15 protein-coding genes and 1 other RNA gene are annotated in these 18163 nt (G+C 51.3%); 3 read left to right on the forward strand and 13 right to left on the reverse strand.

The genetic code is table 11. The features are described 5' to 3' along the window. The 11 genes from ACO6V1_RS17035 to rnpB all read right to left on the reverse strand — a co-directional run. Positions 1-756: UDP-N-acetylglucosamine--N-acetylmuramyl-(pentapeptide) pyrophosphoryl-undecaprenol N-acetylglucosamine transferase (locus ACO6V1_RS17035; RefSeq protein ID WP_422467760.1), on the reverse strand; the 756-nt coding region annotated here is incomplete at its 3' end. Further along, positions 749-1993 carry a putative lipid II flippase FtsW gene (ftsW, locus tag ACO6V1_RS17040; RefSeq protein WP_422467762.1) on the reverse strand — a complete coding sequence of 415 codons (1245 nt, stop codon included), beginning with the start codon at positions 1991-1993 and terminating at the stop codon, positions 749-751. The genes ACO6V1_RS17035 and ftsW, both read right to left, overlap by 8 nt. Further along, positions 1987-3420: a UDP-N-acetylmuramoyl-L-alanine--D-glutamate ligase gene (murD, locus tag ACO6V1_RS17045; RefSeq protein WP_422467764.1), complete on the reverse strand. Its 1434-nt coding sequence runs from the start codon at positions 3418-3420 to the stop codon at positions 1987-1989. The genes ftsW and murD overlap by 7 nt, the downstream gene beginning before the upstream one ends. A gap of 22 nt (positions 3421-3442) precedes the next feature. Continuing rightward, the gene (gene mraY / locus ACO6V1_RS17050; RefSeq protein WP_422450940.1) at positions 3443-4525 is read right to left on the reverse strand and encodes a phospho-N-acetylmuramoyl-pentapeptide-transferase; all 1083 of its coding nucleotides are present in this window, start codon (positions 4523-4525) and stop codon (positions 3443-3445) included. Next, the gene (locus ACO6V1_RS17055; protein WP_422467766.1) at positions 4525-5940 is read right to left on the reverse strand and encodes a UDP-N-acetylmuramoyl-tripeptide--D-alanyl-D-alanine ligase; all 1416 of its coding nucleotides are present in this window, start codon (positions 5938-5940) and stop codon (positions 4525-4527) included. The genes mraY and ACO6V1_RS17055 overlap by 1 nt, the downstream gene beginning before the upstream one ends. Beyond that, the gene (locus ACO6V1_RS17060) at positions 5937-7520 is read right to left on the reverse strand and encodes a UDP-N-acetylmuramoyl-L-alanyl-D-glutamate--2,6-diaminopimelate ligase (RefSeq protein WP_422467768.1); all 1584 of its coding nucleotides are present in this window, start codon (positions 7518-7520) and stop codon (positions 5937-5939) included. Before ACO6V1_RS17060 ends, ACO6V1_RS17055 begins: the two co-directional genes overlap by 4 nt. An 11-nt stretch (positions 7521-7531) precedes the next feature. Next, positions 7532-9367, reverse strand: coding sequence for a peptidoglycan D,D-transpeptidase FtsI family protein (locus tag ACO6V1_RS17065; RefSeq protein ID WP_422461837.1), 1836 nt, complete (start codon positions 9365-9367; stop codon positions 7532-7534). Beyond that, positions 9364-9678 carry a cell division protein FtsL gene (ftsL, locus tag ACO6V1_RS17070; protein ID WP_422467770.1) on the reverse strand — a complete coding sequence of 105 codons (315 nt, stop codon included), beginning with the start codon at positions 9676-9678 and terminating at the stop codon, positions 9364-9366. The genes ACO6V1_RS17065 and ftsL overlap by 4 nt, the downstream gene beginning before the upstream one ends. Next, positions 9678-10619, reverse strand: a complete 942-nt coding sequence (gene rsmH / locus ACO6V1_RS17075) for a 16S rRNA (cytosine(1402)-N(4))-methyltransferase RsmH (RefSeq protein ID WP_422467776.1) — start codon at positions 10617-10619, stop codon at positions 9678-9680. The genes ftsL and rsmH overlap by 1 nt, the downstream gene beginning before the upstream one ends. A 105-nt stretch (positions 10620-10724) precedes the next feature. Next, positions 10725-11180: a division/cell wall cluster transcriptional repressor MraZ gene (mraZ, locus tag ACO6V1_RS17080; RefSeq protein WP_101746672.1), complete on the reverse strand. Its 456-nt coding sequence runs from the start codon at positions 11178-11180 to the stop codon at positions 10725-10727. Positions 11181-11665: 485 nt separating this feature from the next. Next, an RNA gene (rnpB, locus tag ACO6V1_RS17085) (RNase P RNA component class A) lies at positions 11666-12074 on the reverse strand. Between the two features lie 341 nt (positions 12075-12415). Between rnpB and ACO6V1_RS17090 the strand changes: the two genes are divergently transcribed. After that, positions 12416-13708: an ankyrin repeat domain-containing protein gene (locus tag ACO6V1_RS17090; RefSeq protein WP_422450934.1), complete on the forward strand. Its 1293-nt coding sequence runs from the start codon at positions 12416-12418 to the stop codon at positions 13706-13708. Positions 13709-13858: 150 nt separating this feature from the next. On the opposite strand, the gene rsmI is transcribed toward ACO6V1_RS17090, so the two are convergent. Further along, the gene (rsmI, locus tag ACO6V1_RS17095; RefSeq protein ID WP_422467772.1) at positions 13859-14704 is read right to left on the reverse strand and encodes a 16S rRNA (cytidine(1402)-2'-O)-methyltransferase; all 846 of its coding nucleotides are present in this window, start codon (positions 14702-14704) and stop codon (positions 13859-13861) included. Positions 14705-15169: 465 nt separating this feature from the next. Here rsmI and ACO6V1_RS17100 point away from each other — a divergent pair, with 465 nt between their 5' ends. Beyond that, positions 15170-16195, forward strand: a complete 1026-nt coding sequence (locus tag ACO6V1_RS17100) for a hypothetical protein (protein WP_422467774.1) — start codon at positions 15170-15172, stop codon at positions 16193-16195. Positions 16196-16461: 266 nt separating this feature from the next. Here the strand turns inward: ACO6V1_RS17100 and ACO6V1_RS17105 are convergent, their stop codons facing one another. Continuing rightward, positions 16462-17634 (reverse strand): RNA-guided endonuclease TnpB family protein, encoded by a 1173-nt coding sequence (locus tag ACO6V1_RS17105; protein ID WP_422450929.1) that lies wholly within the window; start codon positions 17632-17634, stop codon positions 16462-16464. A gap of 65 nt (positions 17635-17699) precedes the next feature. On the opposite strand from ACO6V1_RS17105, the gene tnpA reads away from it, so the two are divergent. Continuing rightward, on the forward strand, positions 17700-18128 hold the full coding sequence (gene tnpA / locus ACO6V1_RS17110; RefSeq protein WP_422450927.1) for an IS200/IS605 family transposase: 429 nt from the start codon (positions 17700-17702) through the stop codon (positions 18126-18128). Positions 18129-18163 lie beyond the last annotated feature (35 nt).

An 18163-nucleotide genomic window follows, 5' to 3' on the forward strand; every position in this document is an offset into this window, starting at 1 on the left:
CGGCTCTACCCGACCGGAAACGCCGAGCTGCTGATAATCTGCCAGGCACTGCTCAAAGGTTCCCTTACCGGTCTGGTGCCAGACGTCAGTCTGAGTACCACAGTTTTGTAAAACCCGGGGAATCATCTGGTTGATTGCCAGGGCTCCCCGGCTCCCCCCAACGACCAGAAGCCTTAAGGGAGTGCGTGGTAAATGGGCAGGAACAGCGACAATCTCCGGACGCACCGGATTCCCGGTCAGCATAACTTTCCGGGCAATGCGTGAAGAGAGCCCCGCAAAGGTTCCCGGAAACGCTTCAAGCACCCGGGTAGCAATCCTGGCCAGCAGTTTATTGGTCAGGCCTGCCACGGCATTTTGTTCATGAACCACCAGGGGAATTCCCAACAACCGCGCAGCCACACCACCCGGCCCTGTGACATACCCCCCCATACCAACAACACAAACCGGCCGGTGTTCTCTCAGAACCCGAACGGCTTTAAATAATGAAACAGCCAGACGCCAGGGAGCTTTCAACAGAAAACTCAACCCTTTGCCCCGCAAGCCGGTGACCGGAATACAGCTAATATCAATCCCATGCCCGGGCACAAGCTCGGCTTCCATGCTTCCGGGAGTACCCAGCCAATGCACCCGGTACCCCTGCTTAATCAGCTCCCTGGCTGTAGCCAGCCCCGGGAAAATATGTCCTCCGGTGCCCCCTGCCATGATAATCACTTTGGGTGCCTCCGGAGGCGTTTGAGAAACTGCCTGCTCAGCCATTTGTATTACCTCCAGCGGCTTCACTCGTCTTTCGCTCCTGAGCCTTACGCCCCGCAACCGGCTTAACCTCTGTGGCTTTAGTCAGACGACGTTCAAAATCAATGCGCAACAAAATACCAAATGCCAGACAGTTGACAATTAAACTGCTGCCTCCATAGCTGATCATGGGTAAGGCCAGCCCTTTAGTGGGCAGCAGTCCGGTATTCACAGAAATATTAATCAACGCCTGACAGGCAAAAAGCAGGGCAATACCATAAGCGACGAAGCCATGGAATAACATCCCCCTGGCTTCCGCTCTTGAGCCCAGCTGCAATGACCGCCAGGCAACAAACAGAAACAGCCCAAGCAGCAGCAACGAACCAATCAGGCCAAACTCTTCTGCCAATACGGCAAAAACAAAATCCGTGTGCGCCTCCGGCAGGTAAAACAGTTTCTGAATGCTATTGCCCAGCCCTTCACCCAGCCAGGCTCCCCGACCAAACGCGATCAGAGCCTGGGTTAACTGATAGCCACTGCCAAAAGCATGGGCCCAGGGATCCATGTAGGAGGTGATACGAGCCATACGATAAGGCTCCATCCAGATCAACAGGACAATCAGGACAATCACGCCGGCAATCATAACCAGAAACTGGTGGAACCGTGCGCCCGCCATAAAGATCATCCCCATCACCGCCACGGTCAGCACTACCAGCGCACCAAGATCCGGCTCCGCAAGCAGCAGCAAAGCCAACCCGGAGAGCACCAGCATGGGTTTGATAAAGCCACTCCAGCGAGTACGCACTTCATCAAGATGTCGCACCAGGTAGCCTGCCAGATAAATCACTACACACAGCTTGGCAACCTCTGAGGCTTGCAGGTTAAAAAAGCCAAGGGGAATCCAACGCACACTGCCATTAATTTCCCGGCCCACAATCAGCACCAGCACCAGCAGAAAGAACGCAACCAGCAAGCCAACCCAGCTCAACTGCTGAATCCGGCTGACAGGCACCAGCATCATGACGCCCATGGCACCCAACCCCACTACCATAAACAGAAACTGCTTAAAAACGACTCTGAATGGATCACCAAAGGTCGCACTGGAAACATCCATGGAGGCTGAACCCACCATCACCAGACCAATGGCCAGCAAGGCAAGCACAGCCCCGAACAGGGTCATGTCAACATTCGTGGACCTTGCCCCTTCCTGTTCTATGGACTCTTTCTCCGTGAGAAAGCTGTGTCGAACCCGCTTCAGCATACAATCAAACCATTGACCAGCTCGGCAAATCGGTCACCCCGATGCTCAAAGCTGTTGAACATATCAAAACTGGCGCATGCCGGTGCCAGCAGCACGGCATCACCGGGCTCGGCCAACTGTGCAGCAAGACTGACAGCATCATCCAGACTGGCAACCTGATGAATCTCTGCACTGCCCTGCACGGCCTGCTCAATGGCGGGCCCGTCACGCCCAATCAGGATCAGATGACTGACATAACGCGCGACCGCTGGCTGCAAATCGGAGAAATCCGCACCTTTACCATCACCACCGGCAATCAGAATAATCTTGCCTGCAAGCCCTTCGCCCAGGCCTTCAATAGCCGCAACGGAGGCTCCGACATTGGTGGCTTTGGAGTCGTTAAACCAGGCAACGCCATCCTGCTCACCCAACCATTGGCAACGGTGTTTCAACCCGGGAAAGGCCATCAGCGCTTCGAACATGACATTGGCATCAAGACCTATCGCTTCGCCCAGGGCCAAAGCAGCAAGGGCATTCAAATAATTGTGACGGCCTTTGAGTTTCATCTGGCGGGTATTGATCTGCTTTTGCAGCCCCTTGCTCAGCCAGATGCCGTCATCGTCAGCAAGAAGCCCCATCTGGCCAAGATCCGGAGCCCCGCTGGTAAAGGTCACCGCTCCCGCAGTCACTGGAAGCAATGGGGAAGTAAGAGGGTCATCCCGATTAAATACGGCGGTTCCGCACCCTTTGTAAATGCGCTGCTTGGCCTGGTGGTATTCAACCAGCGTCGGGTAACGATCCATATGGTCCGGGCTGATGTTCAGAACCGTTGCCGCCGTTGCACGGAGGCTATAGGTGGTTTCCAGCTGGAAACTGGAAAGCTCCAGAACGTAAACATCAATACTGTCATCATCCAGCAAATCAAGTACCGGAGTTCCGATATTACCCCCTACGCCAGGCTTAAGCCCTGAACAGCTGACCATTTCACCAACCAGCGTGGTCACCGTGCTTTTGCCATTGGAGCCGGTAATGGCAACGAGTGGCTTCTTTTTTGATGAAAAAGCCGAGGCCGTATTGACCGCTCGACAAAACAGCTCAATATCACCAATGGCAATAGCGCCATTGTCCATCGCCCGGGCGATCGCCGGTTCCGACAGAGCGATGCCCGGACTAACCACCAACTCATCGGCAGCCATTAACCACTGCTCGTTGAAACCACCGGTATGCAGGGGCACACCAGGAAATAGCTGACGACATTCCGCTTCACCCGGAGGTGTTTCCCGGGTATCAATAATTTTGAATGGCAACCCCTGGCTATGAAGATAACGGGCACAGGACAACCCGGTCTTGCCAAGACCGATAATCACACGATGACAGCTCGAGCCAATCAGCCCTGATGGCTCGTTCTCTGCTGCAGCTGTTTTCTTAACAAGAGTACTTCTTGTCACAATCCCGTTACCCTTAAACCCGTTAGCGAATTTTCAACGATGCCAGTCCAATCAGAACCAGCACAATAGTAATAATCCAGAAGCGCACGATGACCCGCGGTTCAGGCCACCCTTTCAACTCAAAGTGGTGGTGCAGCGGTGCCATGCGAAATATACGACGACCGGTTAACTTGTAGGAGCCCACCTGCAAAATGACAGAGACCGTCTCCATAACAAAAACACCGCCCATAATAATCAGCACGATTTCCTGGCGGACGATAACCGCAACAACCCCGAGGGCAGCACCCAGCGCAAGAGCACCCACATCGCCCATAAAGACCTGGGCCGGGTAGGTGTTAAACCAGAGAAAACCAAGGCCTGCCCCGGCGATGGCAGCACAAAATACCATCAGCTCTCCGGCTCCCGGCACCGCAGGAATCAGCAGGTACTGGGCAAAGGTTGCATGTCCACTCAGATAGGCAAATACCGCCAGGGCTGAAGCCACCATCACAGTGGGCAAAATAGCCAGACCATCCAGGCCATCCGTCAGGTTGACGGCATTACTGGAACCGACAATGGTCAGGTAGGCCAGCACCACAAAAAATGGCCCCAGCTGCAACGTGGCATTTTTGAAAAAGGGAATAATCAGGGTTGTTTCTGTCGCGGATGGCGCGGTAAAAAACAGGAAAAAAGCGGCACCCAGGCCAGCAACCGATTGCCAGAACATCTTCCATCGAGCGGGCAGACCACGGGAGTTCTTTTCAACCACTTTGCGGTAATCATCCACCCAGCCAACCGCACCGAAAATACCGGTAACAAACAGCACAACCCAGACGTAGCGGTTACTCAGATCGGCCCATAGCAAGGTGCTGATGGCAATGCAGATAAGAATCAGGGCACCACCCATGGTCGGGGTGCCAGCCTTGCTTAAATGGCTTTGCGGACCATCATCACGGACCGCCTGGCCAATCTGGTAAAAACTCAGTTTGCGAATAAAGTGAGGCCCAAGCCATAAGCTCATGGCCAGAGCCGTGAGGACCCCGAAAATACCTCGCAACGTGAGGTACTTGAACACCAGAAATCCATGGTAATACTGGGCTAAATAATCTGCCAGCCAGACCAGCATCAGGCATCTCCCTTGTAATCAGACCCAATCAGAGCCTGGATAATGTCCAACATCTTCATCCCTTTTGATCCTTTCACCATGACAGCCATACTGTCGCTGTTAGTAATGCTCTGAAGCTGTGCTTTCAGAAAGGCAATCAACTCGTTTTTATCGTCGAAGTGCTGTCCGCTGCCAAAGGCTTCACTGGCCAGGCGTGCAGAAGGCCCGAAACTCAAAAACTGCTGAATACCCAGTTCTTGCGCATAGCGGCCAATGTCCCTATGACGTTCATCGGATATCTCACCCAGGTCCAGCATGTCACCCAGAACCATAATGGTCCGGCCGCCACAGTCCGCCAGCTGCTCCAGTGCCGCCAGCGTCGCTTTCGGGTTGGCATTGTAAGTTTCATCAATCAGGACTGCACCGGACGAATGAACAAAGCGTTGTCCACGCCGCTGATAAGGTCGGGCATTTTCCAGTCCACGGGCAATAATGTCCAGCGACAACCCACAGGCAAGTGCAACCGCCGCCGCGCAACAGGCATTGGTCACCTGGTAGCGCCCCCAGAAGGAAAGCTGCAGCGTTTGTTGCTCTGGCTGCTGCCCCTTTCGGCGAATATGCAGCGTAAATCGGGTGCCTTCCTGATTGGGCGTGATATCACTGGCAAAACAGTTCGCCTCAGGACTCTGGGCACTGAAACTGATAATGTGTCGACCCGGCTTTTGCAGAACCCGGTCACACCACTGACCGTAGAACCGGTCATCCATATTCAGAACAGCTGTACCATCATCCGGCAGAGCATCCAGAATAAACCCTTTTTCCCAGGCAACCCCTTCAACACTCTTCAAATCCGCCAGATGGGTTTCAGCGGCATTGACGATCACGGATACGTCAGGGCTGCCCATATTGGCAATGTATTCAATTTCGCCGGGAGCACTGGTACCCATCTCAACCACGGCAAACTGATGGGCTTCGTTGATTCTTAACAACGTTAAGGGTGTGCCCAGCGCATTATTGAGGTTGCCCTGCGTTGCCAGCGTTGGGCCAGCTTCGGAGAACATGGCCAGCAACATCTCTTTAACCGATGTTTTGCCGCAGGAGCCGGTAACACCGAGCAGACACCCGGAAAAGTGATTGCGATTGGCAGCACCCAACAGCCCAAGCGCCTGTTCACAATTGGTTACCACAATCTGTGGCAAGGCAGCACCAGAGACATAGTGCTCTGTCAGGGCAGCAACAGCGCCTGCCGCCTGTGCTTGGCCCAGATAATCGTGACCATCAAAGCGGGGACCTTTGATAGCAATAAAAAGATCACCCGGTTGCAATGTTCGGGTATCAATACTGACACCGGTAACTGACAGCTCATCATTTGGCAGATCATGTAACTGACCGTTAACAATCCCGGCAACTTCGGCAAGGCGCATCGATTCAATCATGCCTGCACATCCTCTTGAACATTTTGCAACCGAGCGCCTGTGCATTGCGATTGCAATACCCGCTGCACCTGTTCTGCATCATCGAAGTGATGTCGAACACCATCAATTTCCTGATAGGTTTCATGCCCCTTGCCCGCGATCACGATAATGTCACCGGCACTGGCGGAAGTAATTGTGGAACGGATGGCTTCAGAGCGATCAGCAATCACCTGAATGCGCTGACGGTCATTCTCTGTAATACCGTCCAGCGCATCAGTGATGATCTGGCGGGGATCTTCAGTTCTGGGATTATCACTGGTCAGCACTGCTTTATCCGCACCGTTCAAAGCGGCGAACGTCATCAAAGGTCGCTTACCTCTGTCCCGGTCACCACCACACCCATATATACAGACAATTTTCCCGGCTTCTTGTTCGCAATCTTTTTCGGAAGGGGTCATTCTCTTTATTTGCGCACGGTGCTCACGCAATGAAGAAAGCACACTGTCAATGGCATCCGGCGTATGGGCATAATCAACCAGCACCAGCGGCTGAGTGCCACCACCAAACTGCTGCATCCTGCCGGGAGGGGCAGAAATCGCCGGAATAGCCGCCAGAATGCGATCAAGTGCATACCCCTGAACACCCAACGCAGCAATAACCGCCAACAGATTTTCCAGGTTAAAACGTCCCAGTAATGAAGTCGCCAATGTACCCACACACCAGGGCGTATGAAGGGTTGCCCTGAAACCTTGCGGTAACGTTTCAATGTTACTGAGATACACATCTGCCGAAGCATCTTCCAGGGACCAGGTGGTGATATTGGCATTCTGTGGGCAGGAGGAAAGCATCAGCGGTGAAAACTCATCGTCCTTGCCAATAACCGCATACCGGTATGTACACTCGGAAAACAGCCGGGCCTTGGCCGCTGCGTAGTTCTCCAGGGAACCATGATAATCCAGATGATCACGACTGATATGGGTAAACAGCGCCACCTCAAAAGAGACCCCGGACACCCGTCCCTGATCAAGCCCGTGGGAGGACACCTCCATAGCCAGCGCCTCTACGCCATCCGCTACCAGTTGCCCCAGGTACTGCTGCAGGGAAATCACATCACTGGTGGTATTTAAGGAAGCCTCCATCTGCCCCGGCAACCCGCGCCCCACGGTGCCCATTAATGCACAGGGCTTGCCCAGCTGCCCGAGGATTTCAGAGATAAACCAGCAACAGGAGGTTTTGCCATTGGTGCCGGTAACACCAATAACGCTCAACTGTTCAGAAGGTTGCCGATAAAAACGATCAGCCAGGGACCCAACCTTGCCACTGAGGCCCGGAACAAAAAAAACGGACTCATTGCCTGCCGCAGCAGACAGATCAAACCCTTCGCTATCATCCACCAGCACCGCTGCGGCACCTTTCTCCAGGGCATCAGCAATGTAGTTGCGGCCATCGGACTGAATACCGGGAATCGCAATAAACAACTCACCCCCGGTAATCTTGCGACTATCGAGGGTCATATGATTCAGCTTCCTGTCTACCGCTACCACCGGTAGCTGCAGTTCGGCAAGCACGCCATTGAGAGTATTCTCTTGCTCAGCTGTCATTGCTTTTCGCTTTAACCTTCTTCCAATGGTGTAGAAATTTGCTCATCCCGATCATGGGGATTAAATGCCATACGCCGATCTGCCCCCGGATTACCCAACTCACCAGGCTCAACCCCCAGCATTCGCAGCGCCCCGGCTGCCACCTTGGAGAATACCGGCGCGGCAATCAGGCCACCGTAATAGTTCTTGCCAGAGGGATCATCAATAATGACCACCATGGCAAACCGTGGATTATCAATAGGTGCCAAACCGGCAAACATACCTATGTAGCGATCCTTGATATAACCGTTTGGCCCCACCTTTCTGGCCGTTCCGGTTTTCCCGCCAACCTCAAAGGCATCGATCATCGCCCGGCCACCGGTTCCGCCATGAACCACCTCACGAAGCATTTTCCTCAGATCATCCGCCACCTGCTGATCCATTACCCGAACACCGTCGGGCACCACATCTCTCTTGATCAGCGAGACAGGGCGCATCATGCCACCGGAGCCAAGTACGGTATAGGCCTGAGCCAGTTGCAACGGTGTCACGGTCAAACCGTAGCCAAAGGATAAGGTGGCAATCTCGATATCACTCCAGCGATCCCGATAGGGCAAATAGCCCGGATTTTCTCCGGGAAAACCGGTGCCGGTGCTTTGACCAAGGCCAACCCTCTGCAGCAAATCCAGCATCTTATCCGGACCAATGGCCAGCACCATTTTTGACACCCCGACGTTACTGGACTGTCTCAGCACAGTGGTCACATCAATAGCACCGTGATTCCGGTTATCCTTTACCTGATCCCTGCCAAGTCGCAGGTAACCGGGTGCGGTATTAATCACTGAGTCTTTGTGAAACTGACCAGACTCCAGGGCAGCCGCTACCGCAAAAGGTTTCATTGTTGACCCCGGCTCGACCATATCGGTCACCACCCGGTTGCGCATCTTATGGGCCTGCATATCCGCCCGGTTATTCGGGTTGTAGGCAGGCTGATTGACCATTGCCAGCACTTCCCCGGTTTTGACATCCAGCATAATCAAAGAACCGGCCTTGGCCTTGTGCTGCTCAACCGCCTTTTTCAACTCCCGGTAGGCCATATACTGAAGCCTCAGATCAATACTGAGCATCAGTTCCTTGCCGGGGCTGGCACTTTTCATCAGCTCAGCCTGTCGGGCAAGCTGGCCTTTACGGTCTTTCAGCACCCTTCGCTGACCTGGCTCACCGGACAGCCAATCATTGTAGGCTAACTCCAGACCTTCCTGACCAGACTCATCGATATTGGTAAAACCCACCAGATGGGCGGTCACCTCGGCAGCCGGGTAGTAGCGCCGGTGCTCATTGATCGCCCGGACACCCGGCACTCTCAAGGCCATGACCGTTGCCCCCTTCTCCGGTGTCAGCTGCCGTTTTAGGTAGATAAAATCCCGGGTTTTGGCCGCCTGCACACGATCCGATAGCCACTTATGGGAAACGCCCAACGCCTTTGCCAGGTCCTGCCAGCGGTCACTGGCCTGATACAGTACTTCAGGGTCAGCCCAGATCGTGACAACCGGCGTGCTGACCGCCAGCGGGTCACCATTGCGGTCAAAAATTACGCCTCTGTGCGCAGCCACTGACTCATAGCGAACAGAACGCTTATCACCTTCATTTTGCAGGAAGTGCCGATCCAGCAATTGCAAATCGACAATTCGGTAACCAATGGCCAGCCCTGCCACCAGCAGGACCGACTGCAGCATTTTCAGCCGCCACTTCCGGGTCAGGCTATTCACCACACGGCCAATCCAGACAGTCCCCTTGCCAGCTTTGCTCCCGGCCGCTGACCGGTTTCGCGGTGATACTTTCTGTCCCTGAGTTCGCCCCTGAGTCATGGCAGAACCATCTCTATCTTGCTGCTCTTTGGCACATCCATGTCCAGTTTCTCCCTGGCAACCTGTTCAATTTTTCCCGGTGATGTCAGTGTGCTGTGTTCCAGCAACAACTTACCCCACTCAACCTGTGCACTGTTCCGGTTCTCAAGCTCCTGCTGAATCCGGTTATTCAGAAGACGGTTCTCGTAGGAAACGTAACCCACAGACAATCCCGACAATATCACCAGTAACAACAGCAAAAGCGCAGCACCATGAGATCGAAGAAGATGCAGACACGCCAGAAGACCACTATCCATCATCAGGCCCATCATCAAACCAGCTTTTCTGCCACACGCATAACTGCACTTCGTGCCCGGGGATTTTCCTGCACTTCCTGCCGGGAAGGTTTGATCGCCTTGCCCAGACTTTTCATCCGCCGATTCAACTGATCTTCTGTCACCGGCAGCCAGCTTGGCAGCTCATCCCCCTTTTGATGCTTGCGGATAAAGCGTTTGACAATCCTGTCTTCCAATGAGTGAAAGCTGATAACCACCAGTCGGCCACCGGGCTTCAATTTTTCCAGAGCCCGATCCAGACAAAGCACCAGATCCTCCAGCTCCCGGTTGATATGGATTCTGATCGCCTGAAACGCACGGGTCGCCGGGTGCTTACCCTTCTCCCTGGTGGGGCAGGCCGCAGCAATGATATCGGCAAGCCGTCGTGTGGTCAGAATCGGTTCAATATCCCTTTCCCTGACAATGGCCCTGGCCATCCTGCGGGAAAAACGGTCTTCGCCATTTTCCCAGATGACCCGGCTGATCTCCTGTTCTTCTGCCCGCGCCAGCCAGCCAGCGGCAGTCTCGCCATCCTGGTGATTCATCCGCATATCCAGAGGTCCCTCCTGCATAAAGCTGAAACCTCTTTCCGGATCATCCAGCTGGGGCGAAGAAACCCCAAGATCCAGCAAAATCCCATCCACCAACTGGTCACTGTGCACGGAATCCACATCGGTAAAAGAACCGTGATGAATTGCAAAGCGTGGGTCCTCACTGGCCAGCTGGACACCGGTGGCAATGGCCAATGGATCTTTATCAATACCCACCAGCCGTCCCTGCTCTGACAGGGTGTTCAAAATCAAACGACTGTGCCCGCCTCGGCCAAAAGTACCGTCGACATAGATTCCGGCTGGATCCGTCAGCAACGCATCGACAGCCTCATTCAGCAGCACTGTTTTATGCACATGGTCAGCCACCTCATTTTGGGTCGCTACCATTTCCTTGCCACCTTTGCTGACATCTGCCTGACTACCAACACGATTTAACGATTTCATAAACTTTTCACAAAGCTTTCTTAACTCAAAAACAGCAAAAAAAGTGATTTACAAAGAGAGCGACTGCAACTCCATCGGAATCTCTTCTGATTCACTGGCTTCTTTCAGGTATTGGTCGCGGCGCTCATTCCAGCAACGTTCATCCCAAAGCTCGAATTTCTTGCCCTGACCCAGCAAAATACTGCGCTTTTCAAGACCTGCGTAGTCACGCAACAGTGGAGGGATAAGAATACGCCCATTGCCGTCCAGCTCTACATCGGTGGCGTGCCCAATCAAGAGCCTCTGAATCCGGCGGGTCATTGGATGAAAACTGGGAAGTGCTTCAATTTTCTGCTGAATAAGCTCCCACTCATCCAATGGATAAATCAGCAAGCAAGGTTCGTCGGTGTCAATCGTTGCCACCAGGGCACCACCGCAGCGATCCCGCAACACCTGCCGATAACGGGCTGGTATGGCAAGACGCCCTTTGGCATCCAGATTAATGGCATTTACACCGCGAAACACATTACCTTCTCCCTGGTCCCCGAACCCCTGAAAACCTTAAAGTGACCATCACTTATAAAAAGCACTAATGAGAGCCAACTCCATTCGACCACCCATTTCGCTCCACCTGTTTCGTTCCATCAATTGGCCCCGCCAATTCGCCCCACAATAATCCACTTTACACCACTAAAGCACACTATAGGAATCTGAAAAACCCACGTCAAGCAGGGGTTCTACCTCTTCCCCGTCATTATTGGACAACCCAATAAAAGAACAGTTTGAAAAATGAATAGCGAAAGCCTTTAAACAAAGGGCAAAACAGAATCTATGGAGGAATTAAAGAACTATGGTTCTATTTTTTTAAAGGCAGCAACAGCGGGTACAAAACACTTTTATTGCGATAAAGACTTTGGATTTAAAGACAGTGAGACAAAGACAGAATCGCGTCGGGGGCAACAGACACCCTGGAAACGATCAGGAAAAGCAAACTTGAAGCGGAAAAAAGAGTCGCGAGCCGGCCTGTAAGCCGGGTTCTGTCCAGCCTGCCAAAGCAGGCCTGGGCAGTCATTCATCTGGGATGTCTGTCACCAGACACCTCAAGCAACCTACCCGAATCCAGTGCGGGTCACACCTATAGGATTCCTATTTGGTCTTGCTCCAGGCGGGGTTTACCGTGCCATGGACTGTTACCAGCCATGCGGTGCGCTCTTACCGCACCCTTTCACCCTTACCGGCCAACTTCTTTACAACAAGCGTTGAAAAGAACACTGGCTTAGGCGGTCTACTCTCTGCTGCACTTTCCGTAGGCTTTCGCCCCCCAGGCATTACCTGGCACCCTACCCTCTGGAGCCCGGACTTTCCTCCCTTCACTCTGATCAAACAACCAGAATAAACAGCGACTGCCCGGCCAGCTCGCGGCGGCGAATATTACTTGTGAAATCATCAATAATCAACCGTAATAACAATCTACTCGGTTTCCGGGTTGGCAAAAACCGTTATCCATATACCCTCTTCCGGCGAAACCACCTTTAGGAGTTGTCCCGGAATAAACTTCATCATTTTACTTAGTCTGGTAAAAAGCCGCCGCCCGTTTCCCGCTGCCCGCAAAAGCACAAGTGGTTGCGGCTTTTCGGGCAGCGGGAAACGGGCAGCAAACCGGTGTCGGGTCTTGAATTTTAACGACAATCGTCTTGTTAGAATTCTATTTACTATGAAACTCTCTCTGCTCATTTTTGTCCAAGTCAAGGAATTGGGTCGTGGCGTTCGGTAAAGCAATGATCAGTGTCAGGGAAAGTGCGTCAGATTTATCTTTTAATTGTTCTCTCTGTGAAAGTAGCGACGATCGTATCGGACAACAGGGTGGGCGACTGGTCAAAACTTCTTGCCCGTCATCACACGTTTTCCATCTGGAATGCATCACCAAATGGCTTGACAGTGAACAGCAGGCCGAAAAAAGTCTTAACCTGCGCGAATGCAATCAATGCAAGCAACCGTTACTGCCATTGATTCCTCTGGGTGGGAGTCACGTCCTTGACGAGGAATCACCTTATTGTGAATCCCTGATGCTTCATGCCTGCCGTACCGGTAATCTGACAACGCTGAACTGGCTGCTGGCCGAAGACGAGACTCTGGCAAATCGGACTTATCGTTCGGCGCTCACTGGTCAACCTGAGTCCCCGTTAGCTGTCGCCATCCAATACTGCCACCATGATTGCGTCCGGGCCCTGGTCGAAAGCGGTGCTGTTGTCAACACTGACGATCACGATGATCAGACACCCCTGCACCTTGCGGCCCGGTCGGACCGCACCGATTGCTCGCAAATGCTGAACCGGGCCGGGGCGAATATTATTGAAGAAGATAAGGCTAACGATTGCTTCACGCCTCTCCACGGTGCTGCCTTCTATAACCGCACAGACACCGTCACGGTCAAGGTATGGTCGGACAGGGACCAGTCCCTTGACTTTGATGATCTCCACTTTGCTATCCGCAATGGCAACACAAAGATAGTCAAGATGTTGCTGGTCACTAACCCCTCTCTGGCCAAAGCCAAGAGTAACAATGGCAGAACGGCTCTCCACCTGGCTGCTCTTGAAGGCAACACTGAGGCCATCCAAATATTGCTGGCCACTGACCCCTCCCTGGCCAATGCCAAGAATAACTATGGCAACACGGCTCTCCACCTGGCTGCTCTTGAAGGCCACACAGAGGCCATCCAGGTATTGCTGGCCTTTGCCCCCTCCCTGGCCAACGCCAAGAATAACTATGGCAACACGGCTCTCCACTTGGCTGCTCATCAAGGCCACACAGAGGCCACCCGGGCATTGCTGGCCATTGCCCCCTACCTGGTTAAAGATAAAGACAACAAGGGCTGTACGGCTCACCACCTGGCCGCCCTTAATGGTCACACAGAGACCCTCCGGGTATTGCTGGCCATTCCCGGCATCAAAGTCAATGTGAAGACAAACCCTGACCAGACGGCTCTGGACCTGGCTACCCGGAAAGGTCACACCCCGTGCCAGGAACTCCTTATTGAAAATGGGGCCCATTAATCGTCCTGCTTTGTGCAGTGAGCAATAAAATAGCGGAACATAATTGATCAATGGCCGGTAGAGTCTGCCCCGGGTTCTGCGACTTTGGTCAGACTCTCAGTTTTTAACAAACAGAGGAAGATATTCAGGGACAATTCCCGGGAACAGCAGCTACTCCCCCTTCTTCATGTCCAAACCCAATTCATAGAGGTCTTTCTTTCTCAACCCGGTCAGATCAGCGACCACGGCAGCCGCTTTTTTAATGGGTAAATCCTGTAACAGACGTTGCAGCATTTTTGCAATGTCGGGGCTGATTTCAGAATCTTCTTCCTCTTTATAGCCCTCGATCAGCACCACAAACTCGCCACGCTGCTGATTGGCATCGGATTGCAAAACGGCCTGAATCTCCGACACCGTACCGGTCATCACGGTTTCAAAGGTTTTGGTGATTTCCCGGGCAAGAGCAATGTACCGGTCACCACCGAGCACCGTTGCCAGATCTTCCAGAAGTTCCATAATCCGGTGTGGCGACTCATAAACCCCCCAGGTACTGGAAAAAGCCGCCAACGATTCTATTCGCTTACGACGCCCCGCCCCTTTAGCGGGCAGAAAACCTTCAAAATAAAAACGATCCGTAGGCAAACCACTGACTGACAGCGCGGCGATAAATGCACAGGCCCCGGGAATGGGAACCACCCGAAACCCGGCCTCTCTCACCGACCGGACCAGGTAAAAGCCCGGGTCAGAAATTAACGGCGTACCGGCATCACTGATCAGGGCAATGGTCTCCCCCGCCTGCATACGTCGCACAATCATCCCGGCCTGATGTCGTTCATTGTGGTCATGGCAGGGAATCAGCGGAGTATCAATACCAAAGTGATTCATCAAACGCTTACTGTGCCGGGTATCCTCTGCGGCAATAACGTCAACCTGACGAAGCACCTCTATGGCCCTGGGCGTCATATCACCCAGATTACCCATTGGCGTAGAAACTATATAAAGAAGCGGGTCAGACATGACAATAAAGAACCGATATGAATTTTCAGGCAATAGCTTACCATTTTGACCACTTCACATCCGAAAAAAATCCAGACAGAATCAAAACCCTGACTGCCATCGTGGCAGAAGACTTTAGCCCCAGCGAGGAACATGAACACCCGCAATAAGTCACCAGAAGCCATTGTGAACTCACGACCCCAGGTTAGTGTACTGAACTTTTTTTTAATCAATAGGTCAATGAGTGGTGAATGCTTTTTTCCACACAATGTGTTTTTCCTGCAATTACAGAGATAATCTATGATCACGGGCATTTCTACTTCCACCTGTTTAAATACTGATGCTCCCCCCACTTACCAGGAAGCCATCGATGACAGTCTTTATTCCATTGAACAGCTGGCAAGAAAATTTATTGTCAACGCCGAAGCAATCCGTAAATCCAACCAGGGGGACATTAACCAATGCAAAAAATCACTGTTTGCCAGAATGATCAAGCAATTAAATGAGCGCATCCCCAGACCTTTTATACTCCCGACTGAACTGAGCGCACTAACCAACCCAAAGAATTTTAGCCATTGCGATTGGAAAAAGTGGCAAGACAACGTCGACCAGAAGGATTTTGATAAGGGATATGGTGCCATCAAGGAAATAGGAGACAGGATCGGATCAGAGGACACAGAAAAACTGCTGTTTGCATTTTTACCACCATTGGACCCGGAGTATTATGACTTTTTTTCCATAACTTCTATTTTAAACAAAGAGAAGCCTTTTCAGCAGTTGGCCGGGCTGATGCGAGGCCGATGTATACCCGCAATAGACTTTATTACGAAAGCCATCTCAATGGGACTCGTGGACGAAGAACTGGTTAACAAGATATACGCCCGGGGTTCTGAGGATCAAGCCAGTTCAGTAAACGATGAAACACCCGATAGCCAGCTGCCGGATTACAATACTGCATGCAACCAACTTGAGGTCGTCTCAGCCTGTGATCTGGCTGGAGAATTCATAACAACCGCTATTACCAGCGGGAGAGATACTGATGCCGATAAAATTGAACTAATGCATCAGTTTACTTCCATTCTGAATGAAACTCACAGGTGTGGTGTCAGTGTCATAGGCATTAATCCGGGGCAGTTCGGCAAGAATCCGACCAAAGTGATTAAGTCAGATTGGTCAAGCTGGCAAAAGGCCGTTTATAAAGAAATTAAAAAAAACAATACCTGGATACCAAAGAATGAAAAAATTATTGAAAAGGTTAAAAATAAATTATTAAACAGTAACCTCGACCCTGACATTCTGTACACTGCTTTCATGTCAAACCCGGACATCCTTGATTTGAACTTCAAACTTGAAAAAAAAGCACCCCACAGTGATGAGTTGCTTGATTCATCGTTCATGTACTGTGAATGCACCTGTCAACCAATAACTAAAATCATCACTGGTTTGATTGAGTCAGGCTGTTTAACTCAAAAAACCATTAATAAGATTTATTCACTGGGCATCAAGTCTTAAAAATTCAGATTACCAAGGCTGAACAGGATGGGTACTTCAGTTGAGTTAAAAAACTGCTGACGTACATCACTCTCAGTTGCCCAATATCGCTGAGCAGCCTGGTTTTACTATACGACAGGAAATATTCCGCCTCTGGATTTTATCCTCTCAATGATTGCAGCCTTGGCTGGAGTTGGAAACTTTGATAGCCGGGTTGTTTGTTCGTTTTTTGAGCTGCTGGGCCAAAGTGACTGCTCCCCGCCCTATCGGGTGAGGCTTCTGACTTCTTAGGCAGCAACCGACAGTACGTCGGATTTACGCAAGCCTCCATCAGCAGAAACGGACAGTCCTTCCGCCTTCAATTTCAACATGCCTTGCTTCTTAATGTTGCGAGCTGCATTGATGTCTCGATCATGGGTAGCTCCACAAGAACACTCCCATGACCGGATATTCAATGGTATTTTTTCCTGCTTCAAATCGCAGACAGAGCAAGTTTTAGAGGATGCAAACCACTGGTCTATCTTCACCAGATGCTTGCCTTCCTGTTTTGCTTTGTATTCGAGTTTGGTTATCAGGGAATGCCAGCCAGCATCAGCAATAGAACGAGCAAGGCGCTTGTTCTTGAGCATGTTTTTAACCTTCAGTGTCTCTACAATCACCGCTTGGTTTTCGTCGATGAGTTTCTTTGACAGCTTGTGCTGAAAGTCGTTACGGGCATTGGCTACACGCTCATGCGCCTTTGCCACCAGTAAGCGGGCTTTGTGTCTGCCTTTTGAGCCTTTCTTGCAGCGAGACAAAGCCCGTTGTTTCCTTTTCAGGTTACGCTGTGCTTTCTTCAGAAAGCGTGGGTTTCCTGTCTTATGACCGGTACTGGTGATAGCCAGATCAGTAATACCCATATCCACGCCGACAACCTGACTACCTTCAAGATTATCAATCGGCTTTAGTTGTTCCTGAGCATCATTAGCCAATATGGAAGCAAAATACTTGCCGGTTGGTGTTCTACTCAGAGTAATAGACTTCACCTTGCCTACTATTTCTCGATGCACTTTAGCCTTGATGGGCTTGCACTTCGGCACTTTGACCCAGTTATCACCGACAGCAACAGACATACAATGGTAGCTGCTTTGCTTGCCATGCTTTTTCTTGAAACGTGGAAACCTTGCTTGCAGTTTGGGATTGAAAAAGTTTTGAAAGGCGTTATCCAGATTGATAGTGGCCTGTTGTAGCGCAATAGAATCAGAATTTTTCAGCCATGCGTATTTTCTGCTTTTCTTGGCTTTTGCCAGTAAAGGCTTCAGATGTTTTTTGGGTGAGAGACTTTGCCCACGAATCTTGTAGCAATGAACCTTGATAGCCAGAGCCTTGTTCCATACGAACCGTACAGCATCAAACTGACGGTCTATAAATTCCGCCTGTTCTGCTGTTGGGTAGATTCGTACTTTGGTAGCTCGCAACATGTTATGTTATTTCAGTGCTCAATAATATAAACTGTATATTACATACGTTTTACCGAGATTTTCAAGTGAGTGTACATAATAAAGATTTACTCAAAGGCTACCTTCGCAAACGACATAGCGTTACCAAACTGGTTGTTCATTTGGTGTTCACGACAAAGTACAGACGGAAACTATTTGACGGTTATATGATCCAGCAGTTACGGGAATCGTTCGAGAATGCGTGTGAAAAACTGGAATGCCAGTTACTTGAAATGGATGGGGAAAAAGATCACGTACACCTGTTGGTGGCCTATCCGCCCAAGCTGGCTATCAGTGTCATGGTGAATAATCTCAAGTCAACCTCATCAAGACGGTTGCGAATACTGAATACGCACCTTACAGCTCAGAGTAAATCAGGATTAATGTGGTCAAGATCTTATTTTGCTTGCAGTGCTGGCGGTGCAACGATTGAGACTCTGAAGGACTATGTTAATAGCCAGAATACACCAGATTGATGGCGGAAGGCTCTACACCTTCCCGTCTTATATCC

It is taken from the genome of Endozoicomonas sp. ALC013, assembly GCF_049310205.1.
Taxonomy (GTDB): Bacteria; Pseudomonadota; Gammaproteobacteria; order Pseudomonadales; family Endozoicomonadaceae; genus Endozoicomonas.